Annotated in this window: 13 protein-coding genes and 3 tRNA genes; 2 read left to right on the forward strand and 14 right to left on the reverse strand. The window is 54.3% G+C overall.

Translation table 11 applies throughout. The features are described 5' to 3' along the window. The first annotated feature begins 74 nt into the window (after window positions 1-74). Window positions 75-947, forward strand: coding sequence for a CPBP family intramembrane glutamic endopeptidase (locus ACTQ52_RS10980; RefSeq protein ID WP_410043652.1), 873 nt, complete (start codon window positions 75-77; stop codon window positions 945-947). Between the two features lie 72 nt (window positions 948-1,019). Here ACTQ52_RS10980 and ACTQ52_RS10985 read toward each other — a convergent pair whose 3' ends face one another. Continuing rightward, window positions 1,020-1,331, reverse strand: a complete 312-nt coding sequence (locus ACTQ52_RS10985) for a type II toxin-antitoxin system PemK/MazF family toxin (RefSeq protein WP_410043651.1) — start codon at window positions 1,329-1,331, stop codon at window positions 1,020-1,022. Next, window positions 1,325-1,567 carry an AbrB/MazE/SpoVT family DNA-binding domain-containing protein gene (locus tag ACTQ52_RS10990; RefSeq protein ID WP_410043650.1) on the reverse strand — a complete coding sequence of 81 codons (243 nt, stop codon included), beginning with the start codon at window positions 1,565-1,567 and terminating at the stop codon, window positions 1,325-1,327. The genes ACTQ52_RS10985 and ACTQ52_RS10990 overlap by 7 nt, the downstream gene beginning before the upstream one ends. 265 nt (window positions 1,568-1,832) lie before the next feature. Here ACTQ52_RS10990 and ACTQ52_RS10995 point away from each other — a divergent pair, with 265 nt between their 5' ends. Next, entirely contained in the window at window positions 1,833-3,437 is a 1,605-nt protein-coding gene (locus tag ACTQ52_RS10995) for a helicase HerA-like domain-containing protein (RefSeq protein WP_441982645.1), read from the forward strand. A 193-nt stretch (window positions 3,438-3,630) separates the two neighbouring features. On the opposite strand, the gene pflA is transcribed toward ACTQ52_RS10995, so the two are convergent. The 12 genes from pflA to ACTQ52_RS11055 all read right to left on the reverse strand — a co-directional run bounded on the left by pflA (window position 3,631) and on the right by ACTQ52_RS11055 (window position 16,842). Further along, window positions 3,631-4,368, reverse strand: coding sequence for a pyruvate formate-lyase-activating protein (pflA, locus tag ACTQ52_RS11000; RefSeq protein WP_410043648.1), 738 nt, complete (start codon window positions 4,366-4,368; stop codon window positions 3,631-3,633). 280 nt (window positions 4,369-4,648) lie between these two features. Continuing rightward, window positions 4,649-6,895 (reverse strand): formate C-acetyltransferase, encoded by a 2,247-nt coding sequence (gene pflB / locus ACTQ52_RS11005; protein WP_441982646.1) that lies wholly within the window; start codon window positions 6,893-6,895, stop codon window positions 4,649-4,651. Between the two features lie 436 nt (window positions 6,896-7,331). Next, window positions 7,332-7,405 (reverse strand) — tRNA-Arg (locus ACTQ52_RS11010). 75 nt (window positions 7,406-7,480) lie between these two features. Continuing rightward, window positions 7,481-7,918, reverse strand: coding sequence for an RrF2 family transcriptional regulator (locus tag ACTQ52_RS11015; RefSeq protein ID WP_441226938.1), 438 nt, complete (start codon window positions 7,916-7,918; stop codon window positions 7,481-7,483). Window positions 7,919-8,136: 218 nt separating this feature from the next. Beyond that, window positions 8,137-8,736, reverse strand: coding sequence for a DUF5662 family protein (locus ACTQ52_RS11020; protein ID WP_441226937.1), 600 nt, complete (start codon window positions 8,734-8,736; stop codon window positions 8,137-8,139). 96 nt (window positions 8,737-8,832) lie between these two features. Beyond that, window positions 8,833-9,537, reverse strand: a complete 705-nt coding sequence (locus tag ACTQ52_RS11025; RefSeq protein ID WP_410043644.1) for a phosphatase PAP2 family protein — start codon at window positions 9,535-9,537, stop codon at window positions 8,833-8,835. A gap of 426 nt (window positions 9,538-9,963) precedes the next feature. Continuing rightward, window positions 9,964-10,037, reverse strand: a tRNA-Met gene (locus tag ACTQ52_RS11030). 47 nt (window positions 10,038-10,084) lie between these two features. Next, window positions 10,085-10,157: transfer RNA gene (locus ACTQ52_RS11035), tRNA-Val, on the reverse strand. Between the two features lie 137 nt (window positions 10,158-10,294). Then, complete coding sequence (locus ACTQ52_RS11040; protein ID WP_441226935.1) at window positions 10,295-11,314, reverse strand: glycosyltransferase family 2 protein; 1,020 nt, start codon at window positions 11,312-11,314, stop codon at window positions 10,295-10,297. Window positions 11,315-11,562: 248 nt separating this feature from the next. Beyond that, window positions 11,563-12,498 (reverse strand): carbamate kinase, encoded by a 936-nt coding sequence (gene arcC, locus ACTQ52_RS11045; RefSeq protein ID WP_441226934.1) that lies wholly within the window; start codon window positions 12,496-12,498, stop codon window positions 11,563-11,565. 13 nt (window positions 12,499-12,511) lie between these two features. Then, entirely contained in the window at window positions 12,512-15,730 is a 3,219-nt protein-coding gene (gene carB / locus ACTQ52_RS11050; RefSeq protein ID WP_441226933.1) for a carbamoyl-phosphate synthase large subunit, read from the reverse strand. A gap of 2 nt (window positions 15,731-15,732) precedes the next feature. Further along, entirely contained in the window at window positions 15,733-16,842 is a 1,110-nt protein-coding gene (locus ACTQ52_RS11055; protein WP_410043640.1) for a carbamoyl phosphate synthase small subunit, read from the reverse strand. Window positions 16,843-17,016: the final 174 nt, after the last annotated feature.

Genomic DNA, 17,016 nt, shown 5'->3' on the forward strand with positions numbered 1-17,016 from the left:
AGGCAGGGAGCCCCCTTAACCGAACTGTTACGTAACTTAATCAGTATAGCATAAAAGAAGGGTTTAGCAGACAGATGAGTTTTCAATATCCGGCGAAGCGGCGTTTCACGAAGGTCGCGCTCGCGCTTCTTCTATATGAATTTCTGTTCCAGGTGGGCAGTGGTTTTCTGATCCAGTATGGGTCTGCGGTCTATCAGCAGGAGGACTTCACGATGATCGCGGTGAGTCTGTTCGGGCTGGTGCTCGTGCTGCTCCTGCTCGGAGGCGATGGGATCCCGCGGACGACGCATGCGCGTTTCGGGCCACTTACGTATCTCTGGCTGCTGATGATGATCTACGGGCTGCAGGCCTTCAGCTCGATCCTGCTGACTCCGGTGGAGGCATTTCTGCACCAGCAGGGCTTCACGATGGAGTATGCGACGGAGGTCGCGAGTGGGCGGATGACCGGCTTCTGGATGATTCTGTATGCCGTGGTCGTCGCGCCCTTCGTGGAGGAGTGCCTGTTCCGCGGGCTCATCTATAATCAGCTCCGGCACTGTGGGCAGCTCTTCGCGATCGTCATCAGTGCGCTGCTCTTCGGGCTCATGCACGGGAATCTGATGCAGCTTCTGACAGCGCTCTTCGTCGGAGCGCTGCTCGCCTTCATCCGGGAGCGCTACGGCTTCGCCTGCGCGATTCTCATGCATCTCAGCAACAACGCCTTCGCGCTCTTCTTCAATAATCTCGGCGGGGACAGCACGCTCGTAAGTCTCATTTATCTCGTGTTCATCTACGGCGGGATGATCGTGACCGCCGTAACACTGCTTCGGAACTTTAAAAAGCTGTGCAGCTTCTGTCGAAGCGAACACAGCTTTCCAGCGATGGTAAGGGCCTGGTTTACGACACCCGCGGTCATCGTCGTCAACCTGCTTTTCATCGGGCTCACCATCCTCAGTATTTTCGAGTGAGGGGCATGGCTAAACCACTACTATAGCACGAGGATGCCCCCATTGATATCAGTATCTATATTTATCTTCTATTCAAATATAATCAAATATTCCCTGGATAGCATCTGTAATATTCATGATGTCATTCATATGTAAACTGTTTAACTTCACAAAACCTCTGGCGTTAAGATCGAGTAATGCCAGCTTTTCACAGTGAACATATCCGTCCATGTTCTGGGTTTGAATATGAATGTGCAAAGCATCATCTCTTCCCGCATTGTAGACAGGACAGGCTATTATTTCGCCCGTCTGATTAAAGAAATCTTTGCTCACGACAAGTACGGGGAGTTTGATCTTATCGACTTTCAGTACATCTCCCTGATGAACAGTTTCCGCCATCACCATGCCTCTCTTCCTAATGGCTCGCCCCAGTCAAATTCACCATCCAGATTTAGTTTTCCGCCATATTCCTTCGCGCGCTCTTCGAGCGTTCTATGACGGAATGGCTTTGCCAACAGAATTTGTCCATCGCTGACTTTCACCTCCAGAATATCATTTACGGATATATGTGCTTCATTCAGAATGTCTTTGGAAATTCTGATTCCCTGGCTGTTTCCCCATGCCTTCACTTGTGCCTGCATATTAAACCTCCTCTATCGTATATACTATGTGTATACTACAGAGGAGGTTTTTCGTCAAGCTGGGGGTGAGGAAGTCCCGGCTAAACTGTTACTAGGAAAGACCAGGGCAAAAGGCAAACAATGGAAAATCATTCCAAAGACCCCCCATCCATGGTAGAATATATTTAATTATGATCTGATGGCAGAATGGTATTCTGAGCCATCCGATGGGCAGCGGTGAGTCGCTGTCACAGTGCGTGAGTATTCTCCGGAGGAGGTTCTTTTTATGTTTTATAACGAAAAAGTCTGGGCAGCAGTGGACATGGATACGCAGGAGAAGGTCTATATCCTGCCGAAGATGGCGAACCGCCATGGCTTGATCGCGGGTGCTACCGGCACAGGTAAAACCATCACCCTGAAGGTACTGGCGGAGTCCTTCAGTGACATGGGTGTGCCGGTCTTTCTGTCGGATGTGAAGGGCGACCTCGCTGGTATGATCCTGCCGGGCGTCGATTCTGAAAACATGCAGAAGCGCATCGCGCGTTTCGGCCTCACACCGGCGGGCTTCCAGTACGAGGCCTACCCGACACAGTTCTGGGATATCGATGGGAAGAAGGGACTTCCGCTTCGCACAACCATCAGTGAGTTCGGACCGACCCTGCTCGGACGGCTTCTCGGCCTCACACAGCTGCAGACCGATATCCTGACGATCGTCTTCCGTATCGCGGACGAAGAGAATCTGCTTCTGCTCGACACGAAGGATCTTCGGGCGATGGTACAGTACGTCGCGGAAAATAATAAGAAATACTCATCCGAGTATGGCAATATGGCGACGGCCTCGCTGAATGCGATTCTGCGTTCCGTCGTCGCGCTCGAAACTGCCGGTGGGGATACGTTCTTCGGTGAACCGGCGATCGACATCGCGGATTTCCTCCGTACGAACAGTGTCGGCCGTGGCATGATCAATATCCTCGACGCGGAGTCGACGATTCAGAATCCACTGATCTACTCGACCTTCATGCTCTTCATGCTGAGCGAGCTTTTCGAGCAGATGCCGGAGGTCGGGGACCCGGAAAAGCCGAAGATGGTCTTCTTCTTCGATGAGGCGCACCTTCTTTTTAATGGCGCGCCGAAGGCGCTCATCGAGAAGATCGAGCAGGTGGTGAAGCTCATCCGCTCGAAGGGCATCGGCGTGTACTTTATCACCCAGAACCCGAGCGACATCCCGGATGCTGTGCTCGCGCAGCTCGGCCATAAGGTAGAGCATGCACTTCATGCGTATACCCCGAGCGAGGAGAAGAAGGTGAAGGCCGCAGCAGCGTCCTTCCGTGTAAACCCGAGCTTCGACACCATCGAGGCGCTTCAGAGCCTCGGCACCGGTGAAGCGCTGATTTCCTTCCTCGACCGTGATGGCAAGCCGGAAGTCGTCCGTCGCTGTGCGGTGCTCCCACCAGCCTCCCGGATGGGCACCATCGATGAGACAGCGCGTCTCGCTGCGATCGTCTCCTCAGATCTCTGCGGAAAATACGACGAGACCATCGACCGCGACTCGGCCTATGAATTCCTGAAGCGCCTGACTGATGAAGCTACTGCAAATGCTGCGCGCGCAGCGGAGGAAGCGGAAGCCGCAAAGCTCGCGGAGAAGGAAGCAAAGGAGCAGGCGAAGCTCGCAGAAAAAGAGGCCCTCGCAAAAGCGAGAGCCGAAGAAAAAGCGAAGAAGGATCAGGAACGCATCGTGAAATCCGTCGGCCGCACCACCGCCGGCACCCTCGGCCGTGAAGTCGGCGGTGCCGTCGGAAAAAGCTTCATGGGCAGCTTCGGAAAGCGCGTCGGCGGCAACGTCGGTGCAGCGCTCGGTCGTGGCATTCTCGATACACTGTTTGGGAAATAAACTCTGTTCCGACCTGATTTCTATTTGATGGAATGGCCGTTCAGCCAGGAGGATTACATCCACCCGGCTGGACGGTTATTTTTTCATAAAATGTTACATGATTATAAATCCAGCACAGCGAAAGAGACGCCCGTGAGGACGTCTCTGAAGAATCAGCGGGGCGACGACATCGACCTGCTGTTTTTTTATGCTTTCATACCGCGCCGAGGATTTCCTTTGCGTGCTGTACGCTTTCGTTCGTCGGCGGGTTTACGCCCTCGAGGGTGTATGGGATACCGAGCTTTTCGTACTTGAAGGTGCCGAGGGTGTGGTACGGCAGGACTTCGACCTTCTGCACGGTCTTCAGCTCGTCGATGAACTTCCGGGTCGCGATGAGCTCTTCATCCGAGTCGGTGAGGCCCGGCACGAGGACGTGGCGGATCCACATCGCGACGCCGTGGTCGCTGAGATAATGCGCACAGTCGAGGATGTTCCGGTTCGTCCAACCGGTCAGGGCCTTATGTTTCTCGTCGTCGATTTCCTTGATGTCGAAGAGGACCGTGTCCGTGACCTGGGCCAATGCCTCAAACTTCGAGATAAATGGCTCTTCGCGGGTGAACGGCTGCGCCGAGGTGTCGAGACAGGTGCTGATACCGCGCGCCTTCGCCTTCTGGAAGAGCTCGAGCACGAAGTCGATCTGCACGAGCGGGTCGCCGCCGCTGACCGTGATGCCGCCCTGCTCGCCCCAGTACTCGCGGTAGCGCTCTGCGTGGTCGAGGAGCTCGTCCGCGGTGCGCATGTCGTCGCTCTGCAGGGTCCAGGTGTCCGGATTGTGGCAGTAGCGGCAGCGCATGTGACAGCCCTTCAGAAAGATCGTATATCGGATGCCCGGACCGTCCACGGCGCCGAAGGTCTCGATGGAGTGAATTGCACCTTTGATGGATTCTGCCATGATATCTCCTTTTCTACTTGTTTCTAAAATGATGACGCTTCCGAGATGCAGAAGTTGTTTCCGCTTTCCCGCATCACTGCCGAGACACGGATTCTTCTGTACATCCGATGACGCATCGGACAGTATCAAATAAAAACATGAGGGAGTGCTGTCCACGCAGTGTGGGGCCCTCCCTCATGATGTCTTTATAACTGCATGTGCATGCATGTTCCTGCGTGATCACAGATCCATATGCATCGGCTGTCGTACAACTGCTGCACCTAGCCGGTGTCTTCCTGTATTACAGGGACTTGTGCTCTGTTCTGGAGATTACGTCGAGCTGCTGCTCTCTCGTAAGGTCGATGAACTTAACCGCATAGCCGGATACACGGATCGTGAAGTTTGCGTACTCTGGCTTCTCCGGGTGCTCCATCGCATCCTTCAGCTTCTCTACGCCGAAGACGTTTACATTCACATGGTGTGCGCCCTTTGCGAAGTAGCCATCCATAACGCGAACGAGGGTGTTCGACTGCTCGTCCTCGGTGTGGCCGAGTGCGCTCGGATTGATGGTCTGGGTGTTGGAGATACCATCGAGTGCATACTCATATGGAAGCTTCGCAACCGAGTTCAGGGAAGCCAGAAGACCGGACTTCTCTGCGCCGTAGCTTGGGTTTGCTCCCGGTGAAAGCGGAGCGCCTGCCGGACGACCATCCGGAAGAGCACCGGTTGCCTTACCGTAAACGACATTGGATGTGATGGTAAGGATGGATGTGGTCGGCTCGGAATCACGGTAGGTGTGGTGCTTCTTGATCTTCGTGAGGAAGGTGCGAAGAAGATCAACCGCGATATCATCGGCACGGTCGTCATCATTGCCATAACGAGGAAAATCGCCCTCTACAACATAATCGGTTACGAGACCATCCTCATCACGTACGGTCTTTACGCGTGCATACTTGATCGCGGAAAGAGAGTCCACCACGTGTGAGAAGCCGGCGATACCGGTTGCGAAGGTACGACGAACATCAGTGTCGATGAGGGCCATCTCCGCTGCCTCATAGTAGTACTTGTCGTGCATGTACTGAATCAGGTTCAGAACGTTTACGTAGATGCCTGCGAGCCAGTCCATCATACGATCGTACTTCGCCATCACCTCATCATAATCGAGGTACTCGGAAGTGATCGGACGGTACTCCGGACCTACCTGCTGCTTGCTCTTCTCATCGATACCGCCGTTGATTGCGTAGAGAAGGCACTTTGCAAGGTTAGCACGTGCACCAAAGAACTGCATCTCCTTACCGGTCTGTGTCGCAGATACGCAGCAGCAGATGGAGTAGTCGTCGCCCCATACCGGACGCATGACATCATCGTTCTCGTACTGGATGGAGGAAGTGCGAACAGAAATCTCTGCAGCGTACTTCTTGAAGTTCTCCGGAAGTCTCTTCGTGTAAAGAACCGTAAGGTTTGGCTCTGGAGCCGGGCCCATGTTCTCGAGGGTGTGCAGGAAACGGTAGTCACTCTTCGTAACCATGGATCTGCCATCCTGGCCCATACCACCGACCTCAAGGGTAGCCCAAACCGGGTCACCGGAGAAGAGCTGGTTGTAGGACGGGATACGTGCGAACTTGACCATACGAAGCTTCATAACGAAGTGGTCGATGAGCTCCTGTGCCTGCTTCTCGGTAAGTGTACCTTCCTTAAGATCACGCTCGATATAGATATCAAGGAATGTAGATACACGACCAACGGACATCGCAGCACCGTTCTGGGTCTTGATCGCTGCGAGGTAACCGAAGTAGAGCCACTGAACGGCTTCCTTCGCGTTCTTCGCAGGTACGGAAATGTCATAACCGTAGCTCTGTGCCATCTCCTTCATCTGCTTGAGAGCACGAACCTGATCGGAGAGCTCCTCTCTCTGACGGATGACGTTATCGGTCATGGTTCCGTCACCGGTGTTGGCATAATCAGCCATCTTCTCCTGGATCAGGAAATCGATACCGTAGAGCGCCACTCTTCTGTAGTCGCCGACGATACGACCACGGCCGTAGGTATCTGGAAGACCAGTGAGGATCTTGTTATGACGAGCCTTCATCATCTCCGGTGTGTACGCATCGAAAACGCCCTGGTTGTGGGTCTTGTGGTACTCGGTGAAGATCTTGTGAAGCTCAGGATCCGGTGTGTAACCATAGGTGGAGCAGGCCTGCTCTGCCATCTTGATACCACCGTATGGCATGAATGCTCTCTTCAGCGGCTTATCAGTCTGAAGACCTACGACCTGCTCGAGATCCTTCTCTGCCTCGTTGATATATGCTGCGCCGTAAGCGGTGATGCCGGAAACGACCTTGGTCTCCATATCGAGCACGCCGCCCTTTGCACGCTCTTCCTTCTGAAGTGCCTGTACCTCGTTCCAAAGCTTCTCTGTCGCTTCGGTCGGACCAGCAAGGAAGCTGGAATCACCATCATAAACGGTGTAATTCTCCTGGATGAATGAACGAACATTGACGTCCTTTACCCAATGTCCGGTTTTAAAGCCTCTCCATTCTTCTCTCATATCTTCTCCTCTTTCTACCATGTTGTCTTTGTATACAGGATTCAATACTCTTTACGCGTGCTAATATAAAGCATAGAGGGCAGATTCGTCAACGATTTAACTATTAAATTTTCGATGTTTTCTAATTAGAACATGAGGACAATGCAGACGGCCCGGAAAGCCGGTGACGACGCCCGTCGGGCCGTCTGTGGATCGGGAACGATGCCCGGCTTCGCACTACACTCTTGGCGCACTTGATCGTGCAATCGAGGCACAGTCGTGCCCCGATTGGGAGTGATGCCCGGCTCCGCACCACGCACTTGTCGCACTTGATCGTGCAATCGGGGCACAGTCGTGCCCCGATTAGGAGCGATGCTCCTATATGAGCACAAACGAAAGAGCCCGGAAACAAGTAAACTTGTTTCCGGGCTCTTTCGTTTGTGCTCATGCACGATCATGCGTGCGACAAGATTCGAACTCGCGACCTTCTGGTCCGTAGCCAGACGCTCTATCCAGCTGAGCTACGCGCGCATAAGCGTTTCTCTCAAACGCAAGTGTTATATTACAGAAGAGAAGGGCAAATGTCAAGCATAAATTTGAATTTTTTTACGTCGTGCAGGAGCTGCTGCTTTCAGCACTCGACTGGTCGACGAGGTCCTTCAGGGTGTAGCTGTTCACGACTTCGTAGATGGCGTTGTCGATTTCCTTATAGAGGGGGAAGGTTGGGCAGCTGGCGGATTTCGCACAGGTGCTCGTACCGTTTACGCAGTCTACCGGGGCGAGGGTACCTTCTGCGGCGTCGAGGATCTCACCGACCTTGATCTGATCAATCGGACGGGTAAAAAGATATCCGCCCTTCGCACCACGGATGGACTTCAGGAAGCCGCCCTTCACCATCAGGGAGATGATCTGCTCGAGGTACTTCATCGAGATCTTCTGGCGATCTGAAATCTCCTTGATACTGACCGGAGTCACACCGTCGAAGTTCTGCGCGATATCTATCAGGGTTGTCAGGGCATAGCGGCCCTTGGTTGAAATCATCATGTTCCTCTCACCTCATACTGTTCAAATCTCTACATTCTGTCGATACTTCATTAATCCTACCACGCAGCTAGAATTTAATCAAGTCGAGGCGATAGGGGCAACCCTCCGAATGCCCCCTGATTTCAAAGAAGCTGTGCCTTAAGGCACAGCTTCACATACGTTCGCCACGAAGACATCACCGGGACCCACTCACCTGCAGGCGCGCCACGTGATATTCATTAGAAATGGTCCTTTTCGCGGCGGCGACGGGCGATCTCCTTCTTCAGGTAGGCGAAGGTTTTTTCCTCGCCTTCGGTTTTCAGCATCCACAGAAGCTCCGTGATTTCACGCCGGGTTTCCGGCTCGAGGAGCGGGGAATCCTTGCACGGCTGGAAATACGCCCACGGACAGCTGTCATCATAATCTGCGCCTTTGTAGACCTTCGAAGCAGCGACACGGTCGCAGAACATCTCAGCGACATAGCGGTATGGCATGCGGCAGCCGACCATCGTGGTTTTCTTTTTGGTGTCGTAATCGACCCAGTACTCGAAGTGATGCTTATTCCGCCCCTTATGATGGAGCCAGGCCTCACAGAGGCCCGTTTCGAGGCGTTCTGCCGTGTTCGGGCTGCGATAGCCCTGATAGTACTTCACACCGGTTTTAAACTCGCTCCAGCTGTACTTCGAGAGATCATGAAGCAGCCCCTGCTTATAGAGGCCTACGCGGAAGCAGTTTTTCATGACTTCGCGCTTATGACGGTTGATCGTTCGGAAGTGATGTACTGCATTCCAGAGATAGCGCGGAAGGCCCGTCTGCACTGTCTTATGATTCTTCTCCATCGTCTTCACCTCTTCTCTTCTATGCTCAGATTATACCCTATCATTTCATAAAAAGAACCCTCGCGTGACCACTTCGTCACACGAGGGATTCAAGATTCAGCGCCAGTAACGTTCCGTTGCATGCTCGCGCTGTGCGTGGCGGTCCTGCGGGCTGCGCTGAAGAAGCGGGTAGCCGTAGGTGAACTCGAACACGATGGAGGCGAGGATGATGGCGCCAGCGACGTCATACACGCTGTGCTGCTTGAGTGCCATGGTGCTCATGCAGATCAGGATCGCGAGGATCGTGGACGCAAACTTCACCAGACGCCCATGCTTCGAGGCCGCGATGTCCTGCGAGTGGAGAACAGCGATGGCGACGCCGATCGAGTTATAGCAGTGAATGCTCGGGAAGACGTTCGTGCAGGTGTCGGTACGATAGAGCCAGGCGACGATCCGCGTGAAGATGTTCTTCGCCGGGTCGAGGATGGGCCGGAAATCCGTGCCGTTCGGGAAAACCGAGCAGATGATCAGGCTGATCGTCATGCCGCTGAACAGGAAGGCACAGAGGCGGTAGAAATCATCTCTGTTCTTAAACATGAAGTACAGGACCGCGACGGCGACATAAGCAAACCACAGCATGTACGGGATGATGAAATACTCACAGAAGGGGATTTTATCGTCAAGCGCTGCATGCATGACATGGAAGCTGACCTGATGATTGATCGTCTTTTCAAGGTAGCTGAACCAAGTAATATAGATCAGCGCATACGACAGAATCCATGCGTGACGATAGCGCTGTATAAACTTTTTGATTTTATCCATCCACTGGCCTCCGGAACGTTTTACGTTCGAATCCAAGTATATCCACGGTCCCACTCTCGTCGGACTGCAGAGCTACCGAAACGGGCGAATTCAGGGAACCGGTCGATTTCTGATTGTTGCAAGGAGTGGCATATTCGCATCCTGGGCGAATTCAGAAATACGCAAAGTTTCACTTTATCAATTTAGAAATACTAGCACCGTGAAAAATCGGATTCAATAGGATGGATTTAATTTCGGGAGATTTAACAAAAAGGACACAATTGCAGCATCTTTTCATAAAACTATTTCTTAAGAATATAGTTCTCGTCGTCATAGATGCCAGCGCGGGGTCCGAAGAAACGATATTTTTTTCAAACACATCCGTTGAATGGAATGCTGCAGGACTACAAAAAGAAAAGCACCATGCTTACGCATGATGCTTAATGATAGCGAGAGGGAGACTTGAACTCTCGACACCGCGGGTATGAACCGCGTGCTCTAGCCAACTGAGCTATCTCGCCATATGTCCGACCCAGACCGCGTATACACGCAGTCCAGACCGAAGACGTGGGGCCTACAGGGCTCGAACCTGTGACCCTCTGCTTGTAAGGCAGATGCTCTCCCAGCTGAGCTAAGACCCCGTTCGTGCGTCGCTCGTTTTGCGACCTCTGTATATTACTAAATCGGCCAAACTTTGTCAACAGCTTTTCCAAACTTTTTTTGAAGGAAATTTTCAGGCCGTAACCGTTCAGGACCGCCGAAGCGGTCCTGCTATGTATCAGTTGAATCCGTAGAACTTCTGCGCGAGCTTGTAGCAGAGGATCGTGAGTTCGTTGCCGGCCTTCAGGCGGAAGTTGCAGCCCTGTCCGAGGAAGGAGAAGCGCATCTTGAGCCAGGTCTGGAAGCTGCTTGTCTTCAGGTAGTCCCAGAGCTCCTTTTTCTTCTGCATGTTCTCCGGGTCACCGGACTTGATGGCCAGCACGGAGGAGATGGTGGTGATGATCTCGAGGTAGCTGAACATATAGTGGCGCTTCTTGCGGCTCTTCAGCTTCGTGAGGTCACAGCAATCGATCATGATCCGGTTGACCTTCAGCTGCTGGTCAATGCGCCCGATCATGACGCTTTCATTGACCGACTGATCATCGCGGCCGATAAAGTAGTGATAGAGGTTGACGTCCATGTAGTACATCTTCTCTACGCTCGGAATCGGCTGGTATACGAAGATGTTGTCGACGTAGAAGGTGTGCTTCGGCAGCACGAGACCGCAGTCACGCAGCATCTGTGTGCGGTAGATGACGGAGTGCATCAGGATGTACTGTCCGAGGTGGAAGTGCTTCACCTCGTCCCAGCCGAAGATGCGGTCCTTCGGGAGAGCCGACTCGTAGCGCATGACCTTCTTATGGGTCTGGCCGACCTTATCGTAAATGAAATTACAGATGAACATATCGACCGGGGTACCGGCCATGATGAGCTCCCGGAGCTTCTCCAGCACCTTCGGGAGGGCTTCGTCATCGAGCCAGTCGTCAGAATCGACGACCTTATAGAAGAGGCCGCTCGCGTTGCGGAGACCGGTATTGACCGCCTCCCCGTGGCCGCCGTTCTCCTGATGCACCGCCTTCACGATGCCCGGGTACTTCGCCTCGTACTCCTTCGCAATCTCGAAGGTGTCATCCTTCTGCGAGCCGTCGTCAACGACGATGATCTCCACCTCGTCCCCACCCGGAAGGATCGACTCGATACACTTCCGCATATAGGCGGCAGAGTTATAGCATGGTATAGCAAAGCTGACAAGCTTCATGTTTCCTCTTTTCTCAGGATATCGCAGGATATCCTGTACTATCGCTGCTGCACCGCCCGGCAGTTCCGATCACCGGACGCGTTCCCGCAGCTATCCATCAGTTCCCATAATTGAGCTCATTCTACCACGCCATGCAAAACATGACAAACAGAAAAGAGAAGCCCCGCTTGGGACTTCTCCTGGTGGTCGTAGCAGTTCAGGCAGAGGGACCTGGAGGGACGGCAACGGAGGCCCCATAGCTGAACTTGTTACCGGATGGTAGTGCCTGCGAGGCCGTCTACGGCCTTCTCTGCGAGCTCCATCGAGGTGATGATGGCCTTGCGGTCCTTCCCGGACTCGACGAAGTCGACACCGGCCTCTACCTTCGGCTGCATGGACTTGAACTCAAAGTGGCCGTCGCGGATGTACTGCTTCGCATCCTCGATCGACATGGTTTCGATCGCCTTCTCATCCGCCTGACCGTAGTTCAGGGATACATGATCCACGGCGGTCGTAATCAGCAGGATGTCGGCGTCGACGTCCTTTGCGAGGAGGGCTGCGGTGCGGTCCTTCTCGATGACGGCGGCTGCCCCCTTCAGGTTATTGCCCTGACGAAGCACCGGAATACCGCCACCGCCGCAGGCGATGACGACCTGATCCGCGTCAAGGAGTGCCTTGATGGCGTCGATCTCGACGATGGACTTCGGGGTCGGGGAGGAAACGACACGCTGGAATACGCCGTCGGAGATCATCTCCACATGGTTACCGTTCTCCTCTTCCTTCCGTGCCTCCTCGGCATTCATCAGCTTACCGACACACTTGATCGGATTGTAGAAGCTCTCGTCATACGGATCAACCATCACCTGGGTGATGATGGTGGATGCCGTCTTATAGATGCCCCTCTTCACGAGATCGGCACGCACTGCGTTCTGCAGGTCGTAGCCGATCATGCCCTGGCTCATCGCGGAGCATACATGAAGCGGCGTGTTTACATACTGCTCCGGATTCGACTCCGTAAGATTCTTCATCGCAGTGTGGATCATACCTACCTGCGGTGCGTTGGAGAATACCAGGGCCACCTGGTATCCGTCCTCAACGAAATCGCCGATCATCGTTGCGGTACGTGCAACGGCGGCCTTCTGCTCCGGAAGGGTAAAGCCCAGATCCTTATGTCCGAGCGCAATGACCATTCGCTTTTTGCTCATGCTGTACCTCCTCTTAATTCTTCTCTTCATCGAGAGCTGCGATATCGATGAGATGCAGCTCGGATGACTTATTTTCGAGGGATGTGGCAAGCGCTCTTGCCGTATCCACTGCTGTCAGTACATTTACACCGGTCTCGACCGCATTACGACGGATCACGAAACCGTCCTTGGAGGCCTCTGCGCCCTCCTTCGGAACGTCGATGACGATGTCGAGCTCATGGCCGAGTACGAGGTCGAGGATGTTCGGAGACTCCTGCTCTACCTTCCGTACCTGGAAGCACTTGACGCCGCCCTCGGTGAGTGCCTGGTAGGTGCCGTGGGTCGCGAAGATACGGTAGCCGAGCTGCTCGAAGCGCTTCGCGATCGGGGTGATCTCTTCCTTATCCTCATCACGTACGGTGATGACCATGTTCTTATACTTCGGAAGCTGGATGCCAGCGCCCTGGAATGCCTTGTACAGTGCTTCGTTGAAGCTCTTTGCGATACCGAGGCACTCACCGGTCGACTTCATCTCCGGTCCGAGGCTGATGTCGGCACCCTTGATCTTCTCGAAGGAGAATACCGGCATCTTGATTGCGTAGTAGTCGGCTTCCTTCTGGAGACCCGGCTCGTAGCCGAGCTCACGGATCGTGTGGCCGCAGATGATCTGTGTGGCGAGCGGCACGATCGGAATACCGGTCACCTTACTGATGTACGGAACGGTACGTGAGGAACGAGGGTTGACCTCGATGATGTACACCTCGTCACCATCTGCGATGAACTGAACATTGACCATACCGATGACGTGCAGGGCCTTCGCGAGACGCTCGGTATACTCGATGACGCGTTCCTTCGCCTTCGGGGTCAGGCTGCGCTGCGGGTATACGGAGATGGAGTCGCCGGAGTGGATACCGGTACGCTCGATATGCTCCATGATGCCCGGGATCAGGATGTCCTGACCGTCGCAGATCGCATCGACCTCGAGCTCGGTACCACGGATGTACTTATCGACGAGGATCGGGTGCTCCTGTGCGATCTGGTTGATCTCGCCGATGTACTCGTCGATATCCTGATCGCTGATCGCGATACGCATGCCGGCACCACCGAGTACGTAGGAAGGACGTACCAGTACCGGGTAGCCCAGCACATGGGCCGCTTCCTTCGCTTCCTCTGCCGTAAATACGGTCTGACCTGCGGCACGCTGGCAACCGGTCTCCTGGAGAATCTCATCGAAACGCTCACGGTCCTCTGCGGCATCGACGTCGTCCTGCTGGGTTCCGAGGATCGGTACACCCATCTTCTGGAGGGCATCGGCCAGCTTGATAGCGGTCTGTCCACCGAACTGAACGACCGCTCCGTCCGGCTTCTCCACATCTACAACGTTCCGTACATCTTCCGGTGTCAGCGGCTCGAAGTAGAGCTTATCCGCGATATCGAAGTCCGTGGAAACGGTCTCCGGGTTATTGTTGATGATGATGGTCTCATAGCCCTCACGCTCGAACTGCCATGTACTGTGTACAGAGCAGAAATCGAACTCGATACCCTGGCCGATACGGATCGGGCCGGAGCCGAGGACGAGTACCTTCTTTTTCTTGTTCGGATCGCGGAAGGCACCGGTCGCCTCGTTCTCTGAGCCGAATACGCTGTAGTAGTACGGGGTCTCGGCCTCGAACTCTGCGGCGCAGGTATCCACCATCTTGAACGCAGCGTGGATGTCCCACTTATCACGCATCTCGCGAATCTCGTCCTCGCTGTAGCCGCTGAGGCGGGCAATGACGTTGTCCGGGAATTCGATGCGCTTCGCTTCACGAAGCAGGGTCTCGTTCATGGACTCGCTGTGGAGTCTGTTTTCCATGTCTACGATGATCTTCAGCTTATCGATAAACCACTCATCGATCTTCGTGATGCTGTGGATCTCCTCGTAGCTGTAGCCACGGCGGAGTGCCTCGGCGATGACCCAGATACGACGGTCATCGATGCGGTGAAGCAGCTTATGAAGATCATGATCGTCGAGATCCGTGAAGTCATAGGACATCAGCGAATCGACGTGCTGCTCGAGGGAGCGGATGGCCTTCATGAGGCCGCCCTCGAAGTTGTTTGCAATCGCCATCACCTCACCGGTCGCCTTCATCTGGGTACCGAGGATGTGCTCTGCGGTGATGAACTTGTCGAACGGAAGACGTGGCATCTTGACGACACAGTAATCGAGCATCGGCTCGAAGGATGCGTAGGTCTTACCGGTAACGGCGTTCTTGATTTCATCGAGGGTGTAGCCCAGTGCGATCTTCGCGGCCACCTTCGCGATCGGGTAACCGGTCGCCTTCGATGCGAGGGCGGAAGATCTGGATACACGAGGGTTTACCTCGATGACACAGTACTCGAAGCTCTCCGGGTTCAGAGCATACTGTACATTACAGCCGCCGGTGATGCCGAGCTCGGTGATGATATTGAGCGCAGAGGTACGGAGCATCTGATACTCCTTATCCGACAGCGTCTGGGACGGAGCCACGACGATGGAGTCACCTGTGTGGACGCCAACCGGGTCGAGGTTCTCCATATTACATACGGTGATGACATTGCCCGCAGAATCACGCATCACCTCGTACTCGATTTCCTTCCAGCCGGCGATGCAGCGCTCGACCAGAACCTCGTGTACGCGGCTGAGACGGAGACCGTTCTCGAGGATTTCCTGGCACTGCTCACGGTTCTCTGCGATACCACCACCGGAACCGCCGAGGGTGTAGGCCGGACGCAGCACGACCGGATAACCGATCTCCTCAGCGACCTCGAGACCACGCTTGAGATCATGGACGACCTCTGACTTCGCCACCGGCTCACCGATCTTCTCCATGGTCTCCTTGAACATGAGACGATCCTCGGCCTTCTTGATGGTAAGGGCCGTGGTACCGATGAGGCGCACGTTATGGGAGGCGAGGTAACCGGACTCGTCCAGTGCCATCGCCAGGTTCAGTCCCGCCTGACCACCGAGGGTCGGCAGGATGGAGTCTGGCTTCTCCTTCTCGATCAGCTTCTCCAGTACATCTACGGTCAGCGGCTCAATGTATACATGATCCGCGATATCCTTATCCGTCATGATGGTCGCCGGGTTCGAGTTCAGCAGTACGACCTCAACGCCCTCTTCCTTCAGTGAACGGCAGGCCTGGGTGCCGGCGTAGTCGAACTCCGCAGCCTGACCGATGACGATCGGACCGGAACCGATCATCAGGACCTTCTTAATACTTGTATCTCTCATGTTCAGCCCTCCATCATCTTCATAAAGCGATCAAACAGGTATGCGCTGTCACGTGGACCCGGGCAGGCCTCCGGATGGTACTGTACCGTCACGATGTTCTTGCCCTTATAGCGCAGGCCCTCATTCGTACCGTCGTTGACATTGACGAACGCCTCTTCCGCGATCGCCGGATCAATCGTCTTCGGATCGACCGCATAGCCGTGGTTCTGGGACGTGATGTAAACACGACCGTTCGAGAGGTCCTTCACCGGATGGTTGCCACCGCGGTGACCATACTTCAGCTTGTAGGTGTCCGCACCGGTCGCAAGGGCCATCAGCTGGTGGCCGAGGCAGATCGCGAAGATCGGGGTCTCGGAAGCGTAGAGCTTCTTGATCTCTTCGATGACCGCCACGTTCTCCTTCGGGTCGCCAGGACCGTTCGAAATCATGATACCATCCGGGTTCTGACTGAGGATGGTCTCTGCGCTGGTGTCGGACGGGTACACCGTGACATCACAGCCGTGCCGCTGCAGGGAGCGGATGATGTTCCTCTTCGCACCGACGTCGAGGAAAGCGACGCGCTTCGGCTCGCGGTCACCGGTGTAGCGGGAGCCGTCCGGATTCTCCGCCTGTGCGACATAGACTTCCTTCGTGCTGGTCTTCTTTACGACGCCCTCGACCTTGTAGGCCTTGATGCGCTCGAGGAGTGCCGGCATCTCTTCCTTATGATAACGGTGGGTGGTGATCATACCGTTCATGGTTCCTTCGTCACGGAGTCGCTTGGTCAGCGCTCTGGTATCGATGCCTGCGATGCCCGGAACCTCGTTCTTCTTCAGGAAATTCTGGATGGTGTTCTCGGAGCGGAAATTCGACGGCATGCGGGAAAGCTCACGCACGATGAAGGCATCCGGCCATGGCTGTGCGGACTCCATATCTTCATAGCAGATACCGTAGTTACCGATCAGTGGATAGGTCATCACGACCGCCTGTCCTGCGTAGGACGGGTCCGTCAGCACTTCGAGGTAGCCGGTCATCGAGGTGTTGAATACGACCTCAGAGATCACTTCCTTCTCTGCACCAATTGACGTACCCTTGAACACTGTTCCATCTTCAAGAATCAAAAATGCGTCCATTGTTTCTCCTTCTATCATTACATGGTGAATGGTTACTAACTTGAGTTACTTGCTTGAGTTTCTTCTTATATATTATCTGTTTACACCCGTGGGGGTGTGTGGTCCTTATATTTTTTTTTTTTTTTTTTGATTTATAACAACCCCGCGGGGAGGTGGGGCGCCCCGATTTCAGCG

It is taken from the genome of Oribacterium sp. Sow4_G1_1 (assembly GCF_052116105.1).
GTDB lineage: Bacteria > Bacillota > Clostridia > Lachnospirales > Lachnospiraceae > Oribacterium.